The sequence below is a fragment of the Ferruginibacter sp. genome (assembly GCF_049840995.1).
Lineage (GTDB): Bacteria > Bacteroidota > Bacteroidia > Chitinophagales > Chitinophagaceae > Ferruginibacter.
Genome location: NZ_JASGIP010000008.1, coordinates 561,670 through 582,143, shown reverse-complemented (window position 1 = coordinate 582,143; position 20,474 = coordinate 561,670). Strand labels below are relative to the sequence as shown.

Genomic DNA, 20,474 nt, shown 5'->3' with positions numbered 1-20,474 from the left:
ATCCAGTATTGATATAGTAATCCTTTGAAACCCTTTACTGGCAAGAGTTTCAAAGAAATGCTTTGCAGGATGGAACAGGATGATTGCGGTAAGTAATCGCAATAATTTCATATACGATTTTACGATTTTCTCACGCTAAAAATTGCTGTATGAAATTAAACTCAGTGTTTCAGAAAAGTATTGTCCTGGTACTTTTCTTCTTCTTGTTCTTCTCTTTTTACTCAACTGCTCAAAACGGATCATTTAATGTAAATGGAAAAGTTACCGACGAAAGTGGTAAGCCACTGGACAAAGTAACGGTAACGGTTAAAGGAACTTCTAACAGTACGGTCACCGATGCAAATGGTAGTTACCATATCAATGCAGGTTCGGGCAAAGCGGTACTGGTATTTACTTCTGTGGGTTACCAGGCTTTTGAAATGCCTGTGCTCAACAGGTCGGTGGTCAATACCGCACTTACCTTATCACAAAAAATACTGGATGATGTAGTGGTGATCGGGTATGGTACACAAAAAAAAGGCAACGTGTCCTTTGCCGTTAGTAAACTAAAAAATGACAATTTTGATGAAAGGGCCATTACCCGTGTGGACCAGGCATTGGTAGGCCAACTGGCCGGTGTTACCGTAAAACAGAATACAGGTGTGCCCGGCAAAGCTTTCAGTATACAGGTGCGTGGTTCAGGATCTATCAGCGGTGGTAACGAACCTTTGTATGTACTGGATGGTTTTCCGTTAACACCCAACTCTTCCAATACCAGCAATGGTAGTTTCTCGGGTGGTAATCCTTTAGATAATATCAACCCAAATGATATTGAATCCATTGAAGTGCTGAAAGATGCTGCTGCTGCGGCCATCTATGGATCAAGGGCTTCTAACGGTGTAGTACTGATCACCACCAAGCGTGGTCAATCGGGCAAAGCAAGGATATCGGTGAATGGCTATGCAGGTTACAACCAGGCTGCTAAAAAACTGGAAATGATGAATGGCCAGCAATGGATCGACCAGGCAACAGAAGTGATCAATGCACAATATGTAGCCAAATACGGATCGGTTGGCGCAACTGCCAATGATGACAGGGCTACAAGGCTGGCACGTTTACCGGGTGGAGTAGTGGATCCCAACTATATACTCGATCCCCGCTGGACGATGCCCGGACATCCCGGGCTGCGTTTTATAGACTGGCAGGATGAAATAGAACGCAAAGGGAAAATGGAGAATTACGAAGTATCGGCCAGTGGCGGTACGGATGCAATAAAATATTTTATATCGGGTAATTATGCCAACCAGGATGGCTTTGTGATAGGGTTGGGGTATAAAGCCTATTCGCTTCGTGCGAATGTAGAAATGAATCTTTCTAAAAGAGTGAAATTCGGGGTGAATATTGCGCCCACCTATTCTATAACACAGGATCCCGGTGTCGACGGAAAGGATAATATATTTCACCAGGCGCTAAGCCTTGCGCCGGTACAGGAAGATACGATGGGTGTGCTGGTGAATACTTCTACCAATGGTCAATATATCTGGAGCAGCACCACCAATTCGCCTGTAGGAAAATTAATGTACAATAAAGGCACCACTAAACGCTATCGTACACTCGGTACCGCTTATGGCGAAGTGCAGATCATTAAAGGCCTTGTTTTCAGAAGTTCGGTGAACCTGGATAATACGGATAACAATGCATCCACTTATGTGCCTTACATTACTGCGGGTACACTTGCCGCACGTACTTTTACCGGCTCCAATAACCTGCTGGCAGCAACTTCGGGTACGTATCGCAGTTATAGAAGGCAGACTTTTGTAAATGAGAATACATTGAATTATACCAGGAATTTTGAGAAATACCACAGCAGCCTGAATTTACTGGCAGGTTATTCCTATAATTTCGATCGTTTGGACCAGACAGCTATCAGCTCCAACGGTGGTTATACAAGCGCAGTGATACAAACTTTAAATGCTGCAGCTGCGGTAACAGGTAATACCACTTCCAGCCAGAGCGTACTGATCTCATCCTTCAGCCGTTTACAGTATTCTTATAAAGAAAAATACATGCTGCTGGCCAGTATCCGCCGCGATGGTACATCAAGAGCGGGTGTCAACAACCAGTTTGCTTATTTTCCTGCTGCATCACTGGCATGGAGGATCAACCAGGAAGATTTTATGCAGTCAGTGCGTGCCATCAGCGACCTGAAACTGCGTTTTTCCTATGGCGTGAACGGTAATATTCCTTCCGGTGATTACGGAGCTATTGCTACACTCGGTTCTTTTGGATATCCATTTGGATCAACTGCTGTGGCAGCCATAGGCCAGGCGCCCAATGTGCTCGGCAATCCAGAACTGCATTGGGAAAGATCAAAGACCTATGATGTTGGTATCGACTTCGGTTTATTCAATAACCGCATCACGGGTTCTATCGATTACTACAATAAGCTGAACTATGAATTATTACTGAATGTACAAACGCTTGCAGTAACTGGTTTTGGCAGCTACCTGAACAATATCGGATCTGTAAGAAATGTGGGACAGGAACTGGAACTGACTTCCCGCAACATTGTGCAAAAAGATTTTCAATGGACCACTTCTGCCACTTTAACACATAATACCAATAAGATAGTGGCGTTGGCGCCGGGCCAGACACAGATCATCGTTCCGAATGGTCTTACTGTATCCGACCAGATATTAAGAGTGGGATCGCCACTGAACAGTATTTATGTATTGAAGGTGATCGGTTTCCTTACTGCAAAGGATATTTCGGATAACGTTCCCCGTTATACCACTGCCGAACAACCCGGCGATTTTAAATTTGAAGATATCAATGGCGATGGTCAGATAACAGAGGCAGATAAACAGATCGTTGGCCACCCTAATCCTGATTATACGTATGGCATCACCAACACATTCCATTATAAAGGTTTCGACCTGAATGTGCTGGTACAGGGCCAATGGGGTGGATCTATCTATTCGCAATTGGGAAGGGCCATTTCAAGACCTGGCCAGGGCCGCTCAGATAATCACCCTGCTTCTTTTGTAAACAGGTGGTATTCTGAAAGCAATACCGGCGAAGGCAGGTTTGGTAAAGCTTATTCCACTTACAATAACCCCATTACATCTGCCACAGACTGGTTGTATTCTTCCGATTATATCAGGGTAAGGAATATAACACTGGGCTACAGTCTTAAAAACCTGTTTAAAAAGAATTATGTACAGAATGCAAGGATATATTGCACACTCGAAAACTTTTTTGGCCACGATAAATATGTTAACGGCCTGAATCCAGAAGCAGCCAATACCGCAATAAGCTCAAACTCTACTGCTTATCCTGAAGCAGGAGATTATGGTGGATTGCCATTGGCAAAATCACTGATCTTAGGATTGAACATTACTTTTTAATCAGCCAAATTTTAAACAATGAAAAAGCTATCATTTATTATATTAACAGGGTTTGCCTTAATATCGGTATCGTGTAAGAAAAATCTTAACCAGGTACCTATTTCCGCAGCTACTACTGAAACATTCTATAAGCAGCCGAGCGATTTTATACAGGCAGTGAATGCCACTTACAACGACCTGCGTGGTTATCCCGACAGGCTCTTGTTTCTTTCTGAAGTACGTTCGGATAATATTTATCCCACCAACGATGTGGGACGTGACCCGGACCCGGTCAATAATTTTTCTAAAGGCATAGCGCCCAATACTTATGTGGAAGAAGGATGGACCGCTGATTTTAATGGCATATTCAGGGCCAATACTGTATTGGAGCAACTTACAAAGAATGCCAGTTATGTAGGCTCAGCTGCGCTGGCAACAAGGCTTACAGCCGAAGCCCGTTTCCTGCGTGCATTCTTTTATTTCGACCTGGTAAGGTATTACGGCAAATTACCGGTCATAGATCATACGGTAACATCAACAGAAGCGAATACCATACCCAGGAGCAATGTAGCAGATGTATACACGCTCATCATTAACGATCTGCAATACGCAATTACAAACCTGCCCGCTAATTTCAGCGGCACATTTCCTTCTTATGCTGCTACTGATGTTGGGCGTGCGTCAAAATATGCTGCAGAAGGTTTGCTGGCATTGGTGTATATGACACGTTCCGGTCCTACTTATGGTATTGAAGGGCCAGGCCTTGGATTAAATAAGTGGAATCTTGCACTGCCTTTATTACAGGATATCATTACCAATGGCGGCTTTGTTTTTAACAGCGCTGCATATACTTTCCCTGTACCGGCCGCGGGCATCTTCTCTTACAGTAATCAAAGCCCGGCAACTAATAAAGAAGCGGTATTTGATGTAATGTACCTCACCGGTCAATCAACAATAATCGGCGCTACATTCCCCTGGCAGTTGGTGCCGAATGCTTATTTTAATTCATTACCTGCAGGTAATACGCCGGCGAATGGAGCATTGGGCGTGCCTTCTGTTTCAAATGACCTGCTGGCAAAATTCGTTGCAACGGATACACGAAAATCACCTACTTTCCACACCACTCCATTCAACAATTTGGGAACACCGGATTTTCATGCTTTCTACAGGAAATATTTGGATACAACTAAAATACCTACCAGCCGTTTCGACTGGGGTATTAACTTCATCGCCATCCGTTACACCGACATACTGATGCTGAAAGCGGAGTGTATTTTGCACGGAGCGCCGGGCACACAGGCTGATGTGGATGCAATTGTGAACCAGGTAAGAACCAGGGCAGGGCTTGCAAACATGACCAATGTTACATTGGCGCAGTTGTTTGATGAAAGAAGAAGAGAATTTGCGGGTGAGGGTTCCCGTTGGTTCGACCTGCAACGAAGCGGCAACCTCATCACCATCATGAATGCATGGATAACAGTGGAAGATGCCGCCTTGCATAAAATGAACCAGGTGGTACCGGATTATATCATTTATCCTGTGCCGCAAACACAGATGGATGCTGCCCCCGGATTGTATAAACAGAACAACGGTTATTAAACTATGCAGCGAAGGCAATTTCTGTCACAACTTTCTATACTTACTACAGGAGCCTGCTTTGCCCAAAGCGGGGCAGGCTCTTATTTTGCAGGCGATGAAGCGGAATTTGCAAAACATATCAAACCCGTAGGCCGTGCATTGGAGATGGAAGGTTATTATGTGTGGTGCAACAGCCCGATACTGGGCGAAGATGGATTGATACATGTTTTCTTCAGCAGGTGGGATGCCAAAAAAGGAATGGGCGGATGGATCAAAGGAAGCAAGATAGCGCATGCGGTGGCGGATACGCCCGAATCGCCTTTCAGGTTTGTGGAAACCATTTTTGCGCCAAGGGCCGGCTTCTTCGATGCTACTACCTGTCACAATCCTTTAATAACAAAAGTGGATGGTAAGTATTGCCTTTTTTATATGGGTAACAGTAACGGCAAGACGAATACCAAACGTATTGGCCTTGCATTTGCCGATTCACTCAACGGGCCGTGGACAAGACCGGACAAACCCTTGCTGGAAGCCGGGGCAGAAGGCGCCTGGGACGATCATTGCACCACTAATCCTGCATTTATAAAACGCAATGGTAAATACTGGCTGTACTATAAATCGTGGAACACCAAAGATTATGAAACATCCACTGATCCCGTAGTAAAAGGCAACAGGAAATACGGTCTTGCAATAGCCGACAAACTGGAAGGGCCTTATATAAAATACGAAGGCAATCCCGTGATCGATTTTTCTTACAAGGGTAATAACTGCCAGTTTGAAGATGCTTTTGTATGGCAGGAAAAGAAAAAAATAAAAATGATCGCAAGGGATATGGGATTTTATAACCACGAGGATGGTTTATTGATGCAGACAAAAGACGGTTATAAATGGGACCTGCCGAAGATCGCTTATTACGGCGCTGAAAAATACATTCAGCAACCACCGCCACCATCGTATCTTAAAAAATACGGCCGTTTTGAAAGACCACAACTGTTATTCCTAAATGGCAAACCGGCCTATCTTTTTACTGCATCGCAGGGAGGAAAATATATGACCTCCTCTTCTTTTATATTCAAGATTACCTGAAAATCCACCATAAGCGCTCTCATCGATAGCAGTTCGAGAAAAAGAAGTCCCGTTCATACCAGCAGTTATGACGGGCTTCTTTGTTATATGAACAAAGGCAGGTCAGTTTAATTGCAGATCTTTTCGGTATTGACGGGGGCTTGTTTTCTTTACCAGTTTAAAGAAGCGGTTAAAGTTGGATACATTATTAAAACCGGAATCGGAAGCAATTTTTGTAATAGGGATGTCCCGGTTATTTAAAAGTTTGCAGGCATGGCCAATGCGTATCTCGTTGATGAATTGCGTGAGTGATTTTTGGGTACGTGATTTAAAAAACCTGCAGAATGCATTGGGATTCATGGCAGCAATGCGTGCAACTTCTGCCAATGAGAATCTCCCTGGTGAAATTCTTCATTAAAAAACCATACACATCATTCATCCTGCCATTCTCCGAGTCCTGGATATGATTGGTATAATCGCTGCTGGCCAGTAATTCATATTCTTTGGTAATACTTAAAACCTGTATTATTTTCAGTAAACTAATGATATGTTCTATGCCGGTCTCTTGTTGCGCCTGCAGCAGTAAAGCAGTTAGTTTGGCCTTGCTTTTTCCATAAATGAACATACCCCGTTGCGTTTTTTTAAATAACTGTTCCAGTTTTTGCGTGGTACCAAATTCGGCAGAGTGGGCGAGGAATTTTTGTGGTGAAATAAATAAGGAAAGAGAAGCAGAATGAGCCGTTTTTTTAACCGGTTTTTTCCTGCTGGTATTATACCATACATGCGGTACATTAGAGCCAATAAAAACCAGCTCGTCCTCATCAAAATGTGCTACAGCATCGCCCACCACTCTTTTTCCTGAGCCTTTGATAATATAGGCCAGCTGGCATTCTTCATGAAAGTGAAATTCGCTGGAGAAATAATCGCTGTTGATCTCCCTCATAAAAAAGATCCTTTCGGGTGCAATAATAGCGGCAGAAGGTTTCATGCTTTATAACATCGAAAATGATACAAGTGTAAGTTCGTGAAAAAAATATTTTCTTTGCAGCAAATGTGATATTTATACAAAACTATGCTAAAATAATACCAGTTTTAATACAATAAGGAAGCATTGCATTTATAACAGGATGCAACAGGATGCTGTTAAGGTAAAACTAACATAGATTTATTTTTTGCCGGATACTACTTTACTTAACGACAGCAGCTAATGAATTTTTTATCACCAATCATTCTCACCGGAATATTGTTTTTTTCTTACGGCAGTCTGCATGCACGGCAAACGAATAACCAGTTTTCGCAAACACAGATCGATAGCGTGTTACATTCTGTATCGGGATTATCCGGTGCCGGTAAACCAATAACAGGTGATGGCGGAGGGGGATGGAGAAGTGGTTCTGATGGCGTATTGTACAATGGCCCCGAACCACAACCCGGCTGGAAAAAGATGGCTCCTGAAAAATCATCGGGTGCTGTAATAAAAAATAAATTACTGCCACCCATAAAACCATTGATGGAATTGCATTTGCGGGATGCAGTGATCTGTGTGGGCGGTGATGGTAATTATTATCTCACCGGTTCCTCCGGTCATAATATATGGGCCTGGGCCGAGGGGGTGGAAATATGGAAGTCAAAAGATCTTAAGGACTGGTCTTATCTTGGATTGGTATGGAGTGTTGAAAAAGATGGAGCTTGGGAAAAGCAATGGCAGAACCTGCATGGTAAACCTGCAAGGGCTTTGTGGGCGCCTGAATTACATTTTGTAAAAAACAATTACTATATCTGTTTAAGTATGCCGCCGGGTGGTATCTCCATTTTAAAAAGTACAACAGGCAAACCGGAAGGACCTTATGAGCATGCCACAACGGTTACGGATAAACCTTTTGTGAATGGTATTGATCCCACTTTGTTCCAGGATGATGATGGCAGTGTATATTTTACCTGGAGCGGCGCCACCCGTATCGCAAAAATGAAAGATGATATGAGTGATTTTGCAGAGCCGTTCCATACGATCGTATTACAAAACCCCGATCATGATTCTGCACATCATTCAGCAAAATGTATGAAACGGGGCTCCAATGATCTCGGCCATGAAGGGGCTATTCTTTTTAAACACAACGGCAAATATTATTTAGGTGCAGCGGATGAATATCAAGGCCGTTACTCCAGTTGCGTGGCAACAGCGGATAATATTTACGGACCTTATACCAACCGGCAGGAGAGTGTGCCCTGCGCCGGTGGCGGTAATTTTTTCATGGATAAAAAAGGCAACTGGTGGGCAACCATCTTCGGCAATGATGATCAGTCGCCATGGAGGGAGAAGCCGGGTATTGTAAAGATTACATTCGACGACAATGGAAAAATACTGGTAGCGGGATTAAGTAAATGATCATTGATACAAGCGAAAACGGTTTCGCTTTTATACTTATTAAAAAGAAGCAATGAAATATAAACCGTTGTAAATTGTACAGCTTTAGACAAACCATTTTATAACGATCAAACCTGCTGTATGTCAATTTCAAGAAGAAAAATTTTAAAGAGTCTTGCGTTGGGAATTCCTGCGCTGCAATTGAATCCAACACTTGCTTTTGGTAATGATACTGCTGCATTCAAAAAAAATAATTTTATAACCAATGGTCCTTTCGCTGCAACAAGGGCATCATTAAGAGCTTACGAAATTCCGCAATGGTACCGCGATGCAAAATTCGGCATCTGGGCGCACTGGGGGCCACAATCTGCCATTGAAGCGGGGGACTGGTATGCACGTAACATGTACATACAGGGGCAACGGCAATACAAATACCATGTTGAAAAATATGGACATCCTTCCAAATTTGGTTATAAGGATACTATACCCGCATGGAAGGCAGAAAAGTTTGATGCAGATTATTTGCTCGGCCTATATAAAAAGGCAGGAGCAAAATATTTTATGAGCATGGGTGTACACCATGATAATTTTGACCTGTGGGATTCTAAACATAATCCCTGGAACGCAGTAAAGATGGGGCCTGGAAAAGATATTGTGGGGTTATTTGCCAAAGCTGCAAGAAAACATGATCTTAAATTTGGGATCAGCGATCATTTATGGATCGCTTATAAATGGTTCAGTACAAGTAAAGGCGCCGATAAAGACGGACCTTTTGCAGGCGCCCCTTACGATGGCGCATACCCTAAGAATTTCAGCCTGTATGGCAACTGTGAAGAGGTATTCAATAAACGACTCGATTGGAATGAGAACTGGATACCGGAAGCGTGGAAAAAACATTGGTTCGACCGGATGAAGGACCTAGTGGATAAATACGAACCGGATGTGTTGTATTGCGATGGACATTTGCCTTTTGAGGAACATGGGTTGGCCTTACTGGCGCATTTATATAACCAGAATGCTAAAAAGAATGGCGGTATAACGCAAGCGGTTTATAACAGTAAGCGGCCGGAAGATTGTGAAGACAAAACCGGCGTGTGTGTATATGATGTGGAACGGGGCGTGGTGGATGGCATCTGGCCCAGGCCCTGGCAAACCGATACTTGTATTGGTGACTGGCATTATAATAAAGACAGGGTAGGCAAATACAAGACTGCTAAAACAGTAATAGACCTGTTAGTAGATATTGTAAGTCGTAATGGTAATTTAATGCTGAATATTCCTTTACCTGCAAGCGGCATGCCGGACAGTGATGAACTGAATGTGCTGGACGGTATCACTAAATGGATGGCGGTGAACAGTGAAGCGATCTATGCCACCCGGCCCTGGAAAATATTTGGCGCCGGTCCGCAATCGGCCATCACAAAAGGAGATAAGGGCGCTGTATTTGATAACCTGCAGTTCAACGAAAAGAACAGGAAAGATTTTAGTGCAGAAGATGTTCGTTTTACAACAAAAGATAAAACGCTTTATACATTTTTTATGGGTTGGCCGGAAGGCAACCAGGCTGTGATCAAACCATTGGCAACAACCAGCGAACAAAAAATTGGTAATATTGAAAATGTGGAACTAGTGGGTTATGGCAAAGTGAATTTCAGCAGGGACAGCGAAGGATTAAAAGTTATTTTACCGGCGCAAAAACCCTGTGAACATGCTTTTGCTTTAAAGATCAATGGCAATGATCTTGTATAGAAAAATAAAACAAACGATATAATGAAAAATTGCTTGCAAACCGGTATGCTGTTGATGACAACGGCGCTGTGTCTTTCTTTAAATGCGCAGATCGGTAAACGATTTCCTTCGGAGAAAAAAGTGGTGAAAGATCCTGTAACGGGAACGATGCTTACTTTTTTAACCAGCACGCAAAACGGCGATGCCAAAATTTATCAAACACATAATCAATGGACATCAGATGGACAGTGGCTGATCTTTCGCAGCAACCGTGTTAAAGGCGAAGCAATGGCCGTGAATGAACAAACAGGCGATATTGTACAGGTAACGGAAGGCGGTTATACCGGTATGCTGAATGTGGGCCGCAAATCGATGAAGCTGTATTTTATGCGCAATGAAAAAACAGATACGATCCCTGTAACTCCCGGCGATACTGCCAGGCGCCGTGTACAAAGACCGGTGCAGATAATAGAAGTGGACCTGGCTAAATTGTTTGCAGACAGCAAGGCCGGTACTTTAAAAAAAGAAAGCGCTTACCAGCGTGTTTGCGGTACCACGCCTAAGGAGCTGGGTGCCGGTGGCGACATGGCGTTGGATGGCGATGAAGAGTGGGCCTATTTTCGTGTAGGCCTGCAGGAAGCCTCGAAACATTTAGCACCCAATACAAAGCTGGAGCCTAATTTCGGGCCCAGGAATATGGGCGCAGGTCCATCTGGTATTGCAGGTATGAATATTCACACAGGACAAATAAAATATGTAGTGAGTGTGCCCTTCCAGATCGGGCATATACAAACCAATCCATGGGTGCCAGGCGAAATTGTTTTTTGCTGGGAGACCGGTGGCAAATCACCACAACGTACTTGGACGGTGATGAGTGACGGTAGTGGATTGCGGCCCTTGTATCCTGAAAGTGAATACGAATGGGTAACGCATGAAGCTGTGATCAGCAAAGACGAAGTGGCCATTGCCATCATGGGGCATCGTAAAGTTCCCGGAACGGATAAAGTGGTGGAAGCGGGTACGCCTGTAAGTGGTGCCAATCCCGGCCAGGAAGCTGCATGGGGTCCTTCTGGTACCAGGGAAAAACCAACCGGCTTAGGCATTGTTAATTTGCGTACCAGGGAAATGGTGATCGCAGGCCAAACAAAAAGCGGCAGTGGCTTATGGCATGTAAGCGGATCGCCGGATGGCAGGTGGGCAGTGGGAGATGATTTTGCAAGGAATATTTATTTGATCGACCGGCATACCAACGAAATGATCTTGCTTTCTGCAGGGCATAAAACAACGGCGGCAGATCACCCGCATCCCACAATGAGCCCGGATGGTACAAAAATAGAAATTGAATCGGCTATGCTGTCGGAAGATAACCGATCCATGAATATCTGCATCATTCCGGTGCCCGAAGCATGGCTGAACAGGAAATATTAAGAAAGTTGTTGTAATTTTCTTTTGTATTTGCCCTGCCGGAGTTGCAGTTTAAATGATCATCATGTATCCAGGGAGCCATAAACCTTGTACTTACTTTTTTTTATTAACGTTATTGCTGCTGGTTTGTTACGGTGGTACGGCACAGACATTGCAGTACAGCCGGCAAAATATTTTTATTGATAATCCCGATGATCTGCAGATGGTAGCTGATATAGCAGGTACACATCATTTGTTAAAATTCAACAACAACGAAAGCCCCGAGATATTTATTTATAATGATGCACTGGAATTTAAAAAAAAGGTGAAGACGGCTTTTAAATTCCCCGAAAAAGCATCGCTGCGTATAATAGCCTGCGATAAATTTTATTATCTCTGCATCCGTCCCCGCTTCAGCAACAGTTATTTTTTGTGGAAGATAGACAGTAATGGAAATAGTGTGGAACTCACCGATGCTTTCCGTAAGCTATTGCGGTCGCAGGCACAGAATATGGAATCGGGTTTCCAGTTGATAGAAAGTGACAACCGGCTTTGCCTGCTGTACCATACTTATATCCCCAAGCTTGAAAAAAATGTGCTTACGTATATTAAAACGGATAGTGTAATGGGCATCAGTTCGGTACGCAAAGTGATGTATGAATTCAAAGCCGACCAGGAAAAACTGCAGCAGGAGGCCATCGTTTCAGGAAGATATTTGCTGGTATTGAAGAAGATGAACAGCATCATGCTGAAAGTAATGAAAGTGGATATTGCCACCGGCCTCGCAGTAAGTAACGAATTCACCAGCTCGGGGTATTATTATAGTCAATGCGGTTTTACGTGGAGCAACACTGATTCATCCATTACCATTTCGGCATTGCTTACGGAGCCTACCAAAAATTATAATCCACGGCATTATATATTTGTAAGCAGGCTCAATAATATGCTGGCCGAGCAAACACCTTTTACTATTTTTAAATCGCAGTTTGCAAAAAATGCCGGCACCAATTTTTTAATGGTAAATGGCGCCTCGGTGTGGAACAGGATGCGGGTGGTGTGGACGGGGATGCCTAACCAGGCGATGGATAATACCATCAGGGTGTACCAGGATATTACCATGCCCTGCGATCAGCAGAATGCGATGGATAATAACCGGCTGCTGGCATCATTTAATGCTATGAATGATTTTGATTATGCAGAAGACCAGCGCCGGGGCGTGCGCATATCAATGCTGGATAAGAATTTAAAACTGGCAAGTGATACTTTGATAAAAAACAATAAAGATTCTTATACATTGCGTCCGGAAGATTTTACACGCTTTAATTGTAATGGCAAAGATCATTTGCTGATAGCACAACAATTTACCGGTAGAAATAAAGGGCTGCTGCTTATAAGCCCTAACGAAATGCAGCAGTTGAGTTACGATCATCTGCCCGTTATCAGCAGGTACAATTATTTGTTATCAAAAGCACAGCTGGTACCGGGAAAAGCGTTGCTGATACCTTACCTGTATAAAATGGATGCCGGGCTGGTGAAAGTGACCGTCAATTGATACTATTGTATTTATAAAACATAACAATGATAAAAGGAATGAAATTTTGGGTGATGATGGTTTGTGCAGTTGTTGCATTGCAGCAAATAAAAGCGCAACCAATTGTGATAGAAAGCCCGGATAAGCGGATATCCGTAACAGTTATAGTAAATGCCCAACAGCAATTGCAGTACAGTGTTAAATATGCCGGTAAAACCGTTTTGCAACCTTCAGCATTGGGTATTATAAGGGAAGATGCAGATTTTAATACCGCAGTAAAGTTATTGAGTAGTACGTCCCAGGCAGCAGTAAAAGAGCGCTATAATATGCTTACCGCAAAAAAATCGCAGGTGGATTATACTGCAGGCAGGAGGATACTCACGGTACAAAATGCGAAAGGGGAGAAGATGAATATCGTATTCCAGGTATCGAATGATGGTGTTGCTTTCCGCTATGAATTCCCGGGGAGTTCTGCTGATATAAAAAAAATAATGGAAGAAAAGACATCTTTTCATTTCGTGGAAGGCACCAGGGCATGGCTGCAGCCTAAAACAGAAGCGCAGAGCGGCTGGGAACATACCAATCCATCTTACGAAGCGCATTATATGATGGACATTAAAACAGGTACACCGGCACCGGGAAAAAATGGCTGGGTGTATCCTGCTATGTTTTATTACGACAGTACCTGGATGCTGATAACAGAAGCGGCATTGGGTAGAACTTATTGCGGCACTTCTTTGCAACAGTTCTCAGACAGTAATGAATACAAAATAAATTTTCCGGAAGACCCCGAAAAATATACCAATGGCATTTTGTTTCCCCAATCTACTTTGCCCTGGCAAACGCCCTGGCGCATTATTGCCATCGGCAGCCTGAAGACCATTGCTGAGTCCACGCTGGGTACGGACATGGCCATTCCCACAAAAGCAACGGATATGAGTTTTATTAAACCGGGCAGGGCATCCTGGAGCTGGATCAACAGCAAGGATAATTTTATTGTGTATGATGAACAGAAAAAATATATTGACTATGCAGCTGACATGCACTGGGAATATTGCCTGATAGATGTGAATTGGGACACCAAGATCGGTTACGATAAAATAAAAGAACTGGCCGCTTATGCTGCCACTAAAAATGTTGGGTTATTATTATGGTACAATTCCGCCGGCGACTGGAATACGGTGAAGTATACGCCCAAAGGCAAATTGCTTACACACGAAGACAGGGTGAAAGAATTTGCATTGCTGCAGCAGATGGGTATAAAAGGGATCAAAACAGATTTTTTTGCTGGTGATGGCCAGTCGATGATCAACTATTACCAGGACATACTGGAAGATGCAGCACAGTATCATTTGCTGGTGAATTTTCATGGAGCTACTTTACCAAGAGGGTGGCAGCGCACTTATCCCAATTTAATGACCACGGAAGCGGTGTATGGTTACGAGATGATCACCTTCAATCAAAAAGATGCGGATGTAGCGCCGGCACACATGGTGATGAGCGCTTTTGCACGCAATGCTTTTGACCCGATGGATTTTACACCGGTGAATTTATATAAGATACCGAGGATCAACCGCAAAACAACCAGCGCTTTTGAACTGGCCACTTCGGTTATTTTCTTATCCGGCATACAGCATTTTGCTGAAAGTCCCGAAGGCATGGCACAAATGTCGGCGCCGGTTAAAAAATTCATGCAGGATGTTCCGGCCAATTGGGATGATGTTGTTTTCCTGGATGGCTATCCCGGTAAAAGTTATGCCGTGGCAAGAAGATCGGGCAGGAAATGGTATGTAGCTGCTGTAAATGCGGATACTGCGGTCAAACAATTCATTATCAATTTTTCTTTTTTGCCATCAACAAGAAATGGCCTGATGATCTATACAAAAGATGACGGCCAGGTATCAACAGCAGCTTACACAGCATCAGGTATGCTGCAAACAGTTTTTATGATAAAGCCCAACGATGGTATCGTGATGGAATTTGATTAAGCGATGCTGTATAATCCATATTAAAATAAATGAAAAAGATAATTGCCGTATTGTGGTGCTTTGCTTGTATGCATGTGTTGCAGGCACAAAAACATATTGTTCCCAAGCCTTTGTTTGATGATCCTGTTTATCATGGCGCGGCTGATCCCGTGATCATTTATAACAAACAAAAAAAGAAATGGTGGATGCTGTACACGAACCGTCGTGCTGCATTGAATGATACTACTGTGCAATGGGTACACGGCACCCGCATTGGTATTGCCGAAAGCAAGGATGGCCGTAACTGGAAATATGTAGATACGGCCAATATCAATTACCGGCCCGACAGCGGCTATACTTTCTGGGCGCCGGATATAACCGAACACAATGGTATTTATCACATGTACCTTACTTATGTGCCGGGTACATTTAAAGACTGGAATCATCCGAGAGTGATCATTCATTGTACCAGTGCAGACCTTGTTAACTGGAATTATGAATCCACGCTTAAACTCGTGAACGAAAAAGTGATCGATGCAACTGTATTTAAAGTGAACGATAGTTTGTGGCGTCTCTGGTACAATAATGAAAAGGATGGTAAATCTATCTGGTATGCGGATAGTAAAGACCTGTATCATTGGGAGGATAAAGGCAAAGCGATCGCCACGAGGGGAGAAGGCCCGAAAGTTTTTTACTGGAAGGAACAATATTTTATGATCGTGGATGCGTGGAAGGGCATGGAAATATTTTCATCCACCGATCTGTTGAACTGGAAAAAACAAAGCAACCGGATACTGGAACAACCCGGTAAAGGCACCGATGACCAAGCTATTGGTGGGCATTGCGATGTGGTGGTGAATAATGGCCGTGCCTTTGTATTTTACTTTACACATCCCGGCAGGTTCAAGGGTAATACATTTGCAAAAAACGCCTTTGAATTAAAACGCAGTGTGATACAACTGGGAGAATTGAAATGGGTGAATGGCGAAATTATTTGTGATCGCGATGAACCAATAAAGATTAAATTGCAGGCAAAAAAATAGTATGTCTTATACAGCTGCCGAAGACCGTTATTCGAAAATGCAATACCGCCGCAGTGGTAAAAGCGGGGTACAATTACCCGCTATCTCGCTTGGGCTATGGCAGAATTTTGGTAACAACGATTACGAAGCCAATTACCGTAAAACACTACATACTGCCTTTGATAATGGCATCACGCATTTCGATCTTGCCAATAATTATGGGCCGCCTGCAGGGAGTGCTGAAAGTAATTTTGGCACCATACTCCACGAAGATTTTCATGCTTACCGCGATGAGTTGATCATCAGCACCAAAGCTGGTTATTATATGTGGCCCGGTCCTTACGGAGAATGGGGTAGTAAAAAAAGCCTGGTGGCCAGTTGTAACCAAAGCCTGCAACGGATGCGGCTGGATTATGTAGATATCTTTTATCATCACCGGCCCGATCCCAACACACCATTGGAAGAATCTATGATGGCACTGGACCTGTTGGTGCGCCAGGGTAAAGCATTGTATGTTGGTATATCCAATTATCCTGCAGACCAGGCAGCGGCTGCTTTTAAAATTTTAAAAGAACTGGGTACGCCGTGCCTGATCCATCAACCTAAATATTCCATGCTGGAAAGATGGGTGGAAAAAAAGCATGCTGCGGTAAATAAGAACCTGTTGGAAGTACTGGATGAAAATGGAGTGGGCTGTATCGCATTCTCTCCATTGGCGCAGGGTTTATTGACCGATAAATATTTGAAAGGCATTCCCTCAGATTCAAGGGTGGGCCGCAAATTGCCCAATGGCGCTCTTACAGAGAATGGTTTGAACGAAGAGGTGTTGAAAAAGGTGGCTGCATTAAACGAGATCGCACTGCAGCGTGACCAAACCATGGCGCAAATGGCCATTGCCTGGTTGCTGAAAGATAAAAGGATCACTTCTGTTTTAGTGGGTGCCAGCTCTTCGCAACAATTATTGAATTCAATAGCTGCTGTTAATAATATTGATTTTTCGGAAGCAACATTGCAGGCCATTGAAAATATATTGCAATGATGTGATGTTGTAGGGTAACGCAACGGCTCACATGCACCACCTCTTTTAAACACGATGCGTTCCTACGGAACGCTGTGCAACAACTGCGTTGTTGCTACCGATGAGTTGTCCCTACGGGACAGGAAATGCAGTATTTTACAGGATGGATAGTGATTTGAATTTCGTTCTGTAAGAATATTTCATTGTAATGGTTCCCGGCAAGCGGATCGTGTTTTAAAGCGGTCCATAATTGTATCGCCTTGATTACTACAGATAGAAACTCTTTAATTTTATCTCTATTTGTATTTCGTTCCGTAGAAACGTTTCATAGGTAACATCATCAGTTCACCCGAATGACCTGATGACGTAGGAACGTTTTATGGGTAACACAAAAACTACCCGGATGTTATCGTTCCGTAGGAACGGCTGGTGCTCTCGAAGCCACGATTATTATATAGTCTGCTCCCAGCATCGCCAGAACAATTCCTGAACTTTTCACCTCTATTTGAACTTCGTTCCGTAGGAGCGTTTCGTGGGTAACACCACCATAATGCCCGCTCTCTTCGTTCCGTAGGAACGATTCGTGCTTGAAGGTTGCGCCGATCATACTATTCCTCCCGACAGCACAAGACAATTCTTTAACTTTAGTTTTGTTCCGTAGGAACATTTCATCGGTAACACAAAACTACCCGGATGCTATCGTTCCGTAGGAACGGCTCGTGTCTGAAGGTAGCAGCTATCATACTATCCCTCCCGACAGCACAGGATAATCCTTTACCACAAATAAATATTTTTACTACACTCAATCATTGCTGTATGAAGTGTTGGCATACCCCCGTTATCTTGGTTTGCAAAACAAAGAAGCCGTTCCTATGGCTACTGTTCTTTTTATGTACAGGCACAATGTCTTCTACCGCACAAAAACAAAATGCCATTTATTCAGGTGTACCCTGGTACGATGACCAGGGAAATATCGTAAGTGCACATGGCGCCAATATTGTAAAAGAAAAAGATCGCTATTACCTGTTTGGAGAAAGGCACACAGATACCAGTAATGCATTTGCAGGCTTCAATTGCTATTCTTCTATCGACCTGTACAACTGGAAATTTGAAAGCATCGCATTACCGGTGCAGGCAACAGGCAAGCTGGATAGGAACGGCGTAGGCGAGCGCCCTAAAGTGATGCAATGCCCTGCCACAGGAGAATATATCATGTACATGCATGCAGATACAATGGGCTATATAATCCCCTATGTGGGATATGCTGTTGCAGAAAAAATAACTGGCCCTTATATTTTCCAGGGCCCGTTACTGTTGAATGGTAAGCCGGTAAAAAAATGGGATATGGGCACTTTCCAGGACGAAGATGGTACTGGATATATACTATTACATGGTGGAGATATTTATAAACTCAGCAATGATTATAAAAGTATCAGCGAACAAACCTGTAAAGCATTTGAAAAGGGATTTGAATCACCGGCAATATTTAAAAAAGATAGTTTGTATTATTTTTTAGGGTCTGATCTTACAGGATGGGAAAGGAATGATAATTATTATTTTACGGCAACATCATTAAATGGACCATGGACGAAAAGAGGATTGATTGCGCCACCGGGTACACTTACCTGGAACTCGCAAACTACATTTGTTTTACCAATAAAAGGCTCAGAAGAGACCCATTATATTTTTATGGGTGACCGCTGGTCGTTTCCCAAACAGGCTTCTGCAGCAACTTATATCTGGCAACCTTTGACCGTGAAAGGTTATGATATTGCAATACCTGAATATGAAGGGGCATGGAGCATTGATCTCTCGACCGGCAGAATATCTTCGCAAAAAATAAAACCTGGTAAATTAATTGCTGCGGACAAACTTAACGGATACCTCGGTAACTGGGTACAGGGTGCGCTTTCCACTATGAGCAGCGATGAGAAAAATGCTTCATTTTCTTTTACAGCAAAAGCAACGCAAATAGGATTTTACGGTTTAGCCCGGCCAGATGGCGGATATGCAGGCATTACCATCAAAAACAGCAAAGGGGAAATAATATTGACGGGAACAGTGGACATGTATGCCAAATACCAAATGGTAGGTTTGAAATATCTTAGCCCGGTACTTAAAAAAGATACTTACACCATTACCATTACAGTGTTGGGTGAAAGATGGTACTGGAAAAATAAAAAAGGAGATTTATCCGGCAGCAAAGGCGATATGGTTTCTATTGCCAGGATAGTGATGATATAAATAATTTTAACTGAAAATAAAAGATACCATGCGCAGGATAATTTGCATCATCGTTTGCTTAGGAGCAGTTCTATTTACATTCGCTCAAAAGCCAAAACCACCCATCATGGGCTGGAGCAGCTGGAATCATTTCCGCGTTAAGATCAATGAGCAGATGATACAACAACAGGCAGATGCAATGGTCGCTACAGGAATGAATAAAAGCGGTTACAGCTTTATCAATATCGATGATGGCTATTTTGGTGGCAGGGATTCTGCCGGTGCTCTTTTTGTAAATAAGGATAAATTTCCTTCGGGGATGCAGTCATTGGCGGCATACATACACAGTAAGGGATTAAAAGCGGGTATTTATACAGATGCGGGGAAAAACACCTGCGGTTCTATTTACGATAAAGATTCTTTGGGTATCGGTGCAGGCATTTATGGTCATATCAATAAAGACTGTGCACTTTTCTTTACACAATGGAAATATGATTTTTTAAAAGTGGACTGGTGTGGTGGCGAAAAAATGAAACTGGATGAAGCAACAGAATATTTAAAGATACTGGACAGCGTAAAAGCGATCGATCCCGATATTGTTTTCAATGTTTGCCGCTGGAAATTTCCGGGAGAATGGGCCATTAAAAAAGCAGATTCATGGCGGGTATCGGGAGATATCCGGGCGCAGTTCAGTTCTATCTTAAAGATCATCGATCTAAATGCTGATCTGTATAAATATGCATCAGCAGGGCATTACAACGATATGGATATGCTGCAGGTGGGCCGGGGTATGAGTTATGATGAGGATAAGACCCATTTTTCCATGTGGTGCATGCTGAACTCACCATTATTGGCGGGCAATGATCTGCGCAATATGACTGCACAGACACTGGAAATTTTGACCAATAAAGAAATTATTGCCATCGACCAGGATATTACGGATGTGCAGGCAAGAAGAATGCTGCAGGATAACGGGATAGAAGTATGGATGAAATCGATGCAGAAGGGGAAGGTAAAAGTAATTGCCATCATGAACCGGGACAATGAAGAAAAAAATTATACTATCACTGCAAAGCAGGTTGGCAGCACAATAAAAACTAAATTGCGTAACCTGTGGCTGCACCAGGACCTGGGGCAATTCGGGGAACAACAAAGTTTTACTATTCCCAAACACGGGATCGTGGTGCTGAAACTATATTGAGTAATTT

General features: G+C 43.2%; 14 protein-coding genes. 12 read left to right on the top strand and 2 right to left on the bottom strand.

From position 1 onward, the window contains the following. Nucleotides 1–149 precede the first annotated feature (149 nt). Genes QM738_RS23470 through QM738_RS23460 form a run of 3 tightly spaced genes read left to right on the top strand, consistent with a single transcriptional unit; the run spans nt 150 to nt 6,029 of the window. Nucleotides 150–3,386, top strand: coding sequence for a SusC/RagA family TonB-linked outer membrane protein (locus QM738_RS23470; protein ID WP_462279204.1), 3,237 nt, complete (start codon nt 150–152; stop codon nt 3,384–3,386). A gap of 18 nt (nt 3,387–3,404) precedes the next feature. Continuing rightward, entirely contained in the window at nt 3,405–4,964 is a 1,560-nt protein-coding gene (locus tag QM738_RS23465) for a RagB/SusD family nutrient uptake outer membrane protein (protein ID WP_462279203.1), read from the top strand. A 3-nt stretch (nt 4,965–4,967) separates the two neighbouring features. Continuing rightward, nucleotides 4,968–6,029, top strand: coding sequence for a glycoside hydrolase family protein (locus QM738_RS23460; protein WP_462279202.1), 1,062 nt, complete (start codon nt 4,968–4,970; stop codon nt 6,027–6,029). 102 nt (nt 6,030–6,131) lie between these two features. Here QM738_RS23460 and QM738_RS23455 read toward each other — a convergent pair whose 3' ends face one another. Both QM738_RS23455 and QM738_RS23450 read right to left on the bottom strand, forming a co-directional pair. Next, entirely contained in the window at nt 6,132–6,368 is a 237-nt protein-coding gene (locus QM738_RS23455) for a helix-turn-helix domain-containing protein (RefSeq protein ID WP_462279201.1), read from the bottom strand. Continuing rightward, entirely contained in the window at nt 6,337–6,996 is a 660-nt protein-coding gene (locus QM738_RS23450) for a cupin domain-containing protein (protein ID WP_462279200.1), read from the bottom strand. The genes QM738_RS23455 and QM738_RS23450 overlap by 32 nt, the downstream gene beginning before the upstream one ends. A 219-nt stretch (nt 6,997–7,215) precedes the next feature. Here QM738_RS23450 and QM738_RS23445 point away from each other — a divergent pair, with 219 nt between their 5' ends. The 9 genes from QM738_RS23445 to QM738_RS23405 all read left to right on the top strand — a co-directional run bounded on the left by QM738_RS23445 (nt 7,216) and on the right by QM738_RS23405 (nt 20,467). Further along, nucleotides 7,216–8,394 carry a family 43 glycosylhydrolase gene (locus tag QM738_RS23445; protein ID WP_462279199.1) on the top strand — a complete coding sequence of 393 codons (1,179 nt, stop codon included), beginning with the start codon at nt 7,216–7,218 and terminating at the stop codon, nt 8,392–8,394. Nucleotides 8,395–8,514: 120 nt separating this feature from the next. Further along, the gene (locus QM738_RS23440; RefSeq protein ID WP_462279198.1) at nt 8,515–10,122 is read left to right on the top strand and encodes an alpha-L-fucosidase; all 1,608 of its coding nucleotides are present in this window, start codon (nt 8,515–8,517) and stop codon (nt 10,120–10,122) included. Between the two features lie 21 nt (nt 10,123–10,143). Next, complete coding sequence (locus QM738_RS23435; RefSeq protein WP_462279197.1) at nt 10,144–11,529, top strand: TolB-like translocation protein; 1,386 nt, start codon at nt 10,144–10,146, stop codon at nt 11,527–11,529. Nucleotides 11,530–11,590: 61 nt separating this feature from the next. After that, the gene (locus tag QM738_RS23430; protein ID WP_462279196.1) at nt 11,591–13,057 is read left to right on the top strand and encodes a hypothetical protein; all 1,467 of its coding nucleotides are present in this window, start codon (nt 11,591–11,593) and stop codon (nt 13,055–13,057) included. A 26-nt stretch (nt 13,058–13,083) separates the two neighbouring features. Then, on the top strand, nt 13,084–15,024 hold the full coding sequence (locus QM738_RS23425; protein WP_462279195.1) for a glycoside hydrolase family 97 protein: 1,941 nt from the start codon (nt 13,084–13,086) through the stop codon (nt 15,022–15,024). A 29-nt stretch (nt 15,025–15,053) separates the two neighbouring features. Further along, complete coding sequence (locus tag QM738_RS23420; RefSeq protein WP_462279194.1) at nt 15,054–16,046, top strand: family 43 glycosylhydrolase; 993 nt, start codon at nt 15,054–15,056, stop codon at nt 16,044–16,046. 1 nt (nt 16,047) lies between these two features. Beyond that, a complete protein-coding gene (locus QM738_RS23415; RefSeq protein ID WP_462279193.1) occupies nt 16,048–17,064 on the top strand; it encodes an aldo/keto reductase in 1,017 nt (338 codons plus the stop codon). An 882-nt stretch (nt 17,065–17,946) separates the two neighbouring features. Beyond that, the gene (locus QM738_RS23410; protein ID WP_462279192.1) at nt 17,947–19,287 is read left to right on the top strand and encodes a family 43 glycosylhydrolase; all 1,341 of its coding nucleotides are present in this window, start codon (nt 17,947–17,949) and stop codon (nt 19,285–19,287) included. 28 nt (nt 19,288–19,315) lie between these two features. Next, complete coding sequence (locus tag QM738_RS23405; RefSeq protein ID WP_462279191.1) at nt 19,316–20,467, top strand: glycoside hydrolase family 27 protein; 1,152 nt, start codon at nt 19,316–19,318, stop codon at nt 20,465–20,467. Nucleotides 20,468–20,474: the final 7 nt, after the last annotated feature.

What these genes read in the sequence shown, in the direction of transcription:
- QM738_RS23470 (WP_462279204.1), top strand. Translation starts at nt 150, where the DNA reads ATGAAATTAAACTCAGTGTTTCAGAAAAGTATTGTCCTGGTACTTTTC.
- QM738_RS23465 (WP_462279203.1), top strand. Translation starts at nt 3,405, where the DNA reads ATGAAAAAGCTATCATTTATTATATTAACAGGGTTTGCCTTAATATCG.
- QM738_RS23460 (WP_462279202.1), top strand. Translation starts at nt 4,968, where the DNA reads ATGCAGCGAAGGCAATTTCTGTCACAACTTTCTATACTTACTACAGGA.
- QM738_RS23455 (WP_462279201.1), bottom strand. Translation starts at nt 6,368, where the DNA reads ATGAATCCCAATGCATTCTGCAGGTTTTTTAAATCACGTACCCAAAAA.
- QM738_RS23450 (WP_462279200.1), bottom strand. Translation starts at nt 6,996, where the DNA reads ATGAAACCTTCTGCCGCTATTATTGCACCCGAAAGGATCTTTTTTATG.
- QM738_RS23445 (WP_462279199.1), top strand. Translation starts at nt 7,216, where the DNA reads ATGAATTTTTTATCACCAATCATTCTCACCGGAATATTGTTTTTTTCT.
- QM738_RS23440 (WP_462279198.1), top strand. Translation starts at nt 8,515, where the DNA reads ATGTCAATTTCAAGAAGAAAAATTTTAAAGAGTCTTGCGTTGGGAATT.
- QM738_RS23435 (WP_462279197.1), top strand. Translation starts at nt 10,144, where the DNA reads ATGAAAAATTGCTTGCAAACCGGTATGCTGTTGATGACAACGGCGCTG.
- QM738_RS23430 (WP_462279196.1), top strand. Translation starts at nt 11,591, where the DNA reads ATGTATCCAGGGAGCCATAAACCTTGTACTTACTTTTTTTTATTAACG.
- QM738_RS23425 (WP_462279195.1), top strand. Translation starts at nt 13,084, where the DNA reads ATGATAAAAGGAATGAAATTTTGGGTGATGATGGTTTGTGCAGTTGTT.
- QM738_RS23420 (WP_462279194.1), top strand. Translation starts at nt 15,054, where the DNA reads ATGAAAAAGATAATTGCCGTATTGTGGTGCTTTGCTTGTATGCATGTG.
- QM738_RS23415 (WP_462279193.1), top strand. Translation starts at nt 16,048, where the DNA reads ATGTCTTATACAGCTGCCGAAGACCGTTATTCGAAAATGCAATACCGC.
- QM738_RS23410 (WP_462279192.1), top strand. Translation starts at nt 17,947, where the DNA reads ATGTCTTCTACCGCACAAAAACAAAATGCCATTTATTCAGGTGTACCC.
- QM738_RS23405 (WP_462279191.1), top strand. Translation starts at nt 19,316, where the DNA reads ATGCGCAGGATAATTTGCATCATCGTTTGCTTAGGAGCAGTTCTATTT.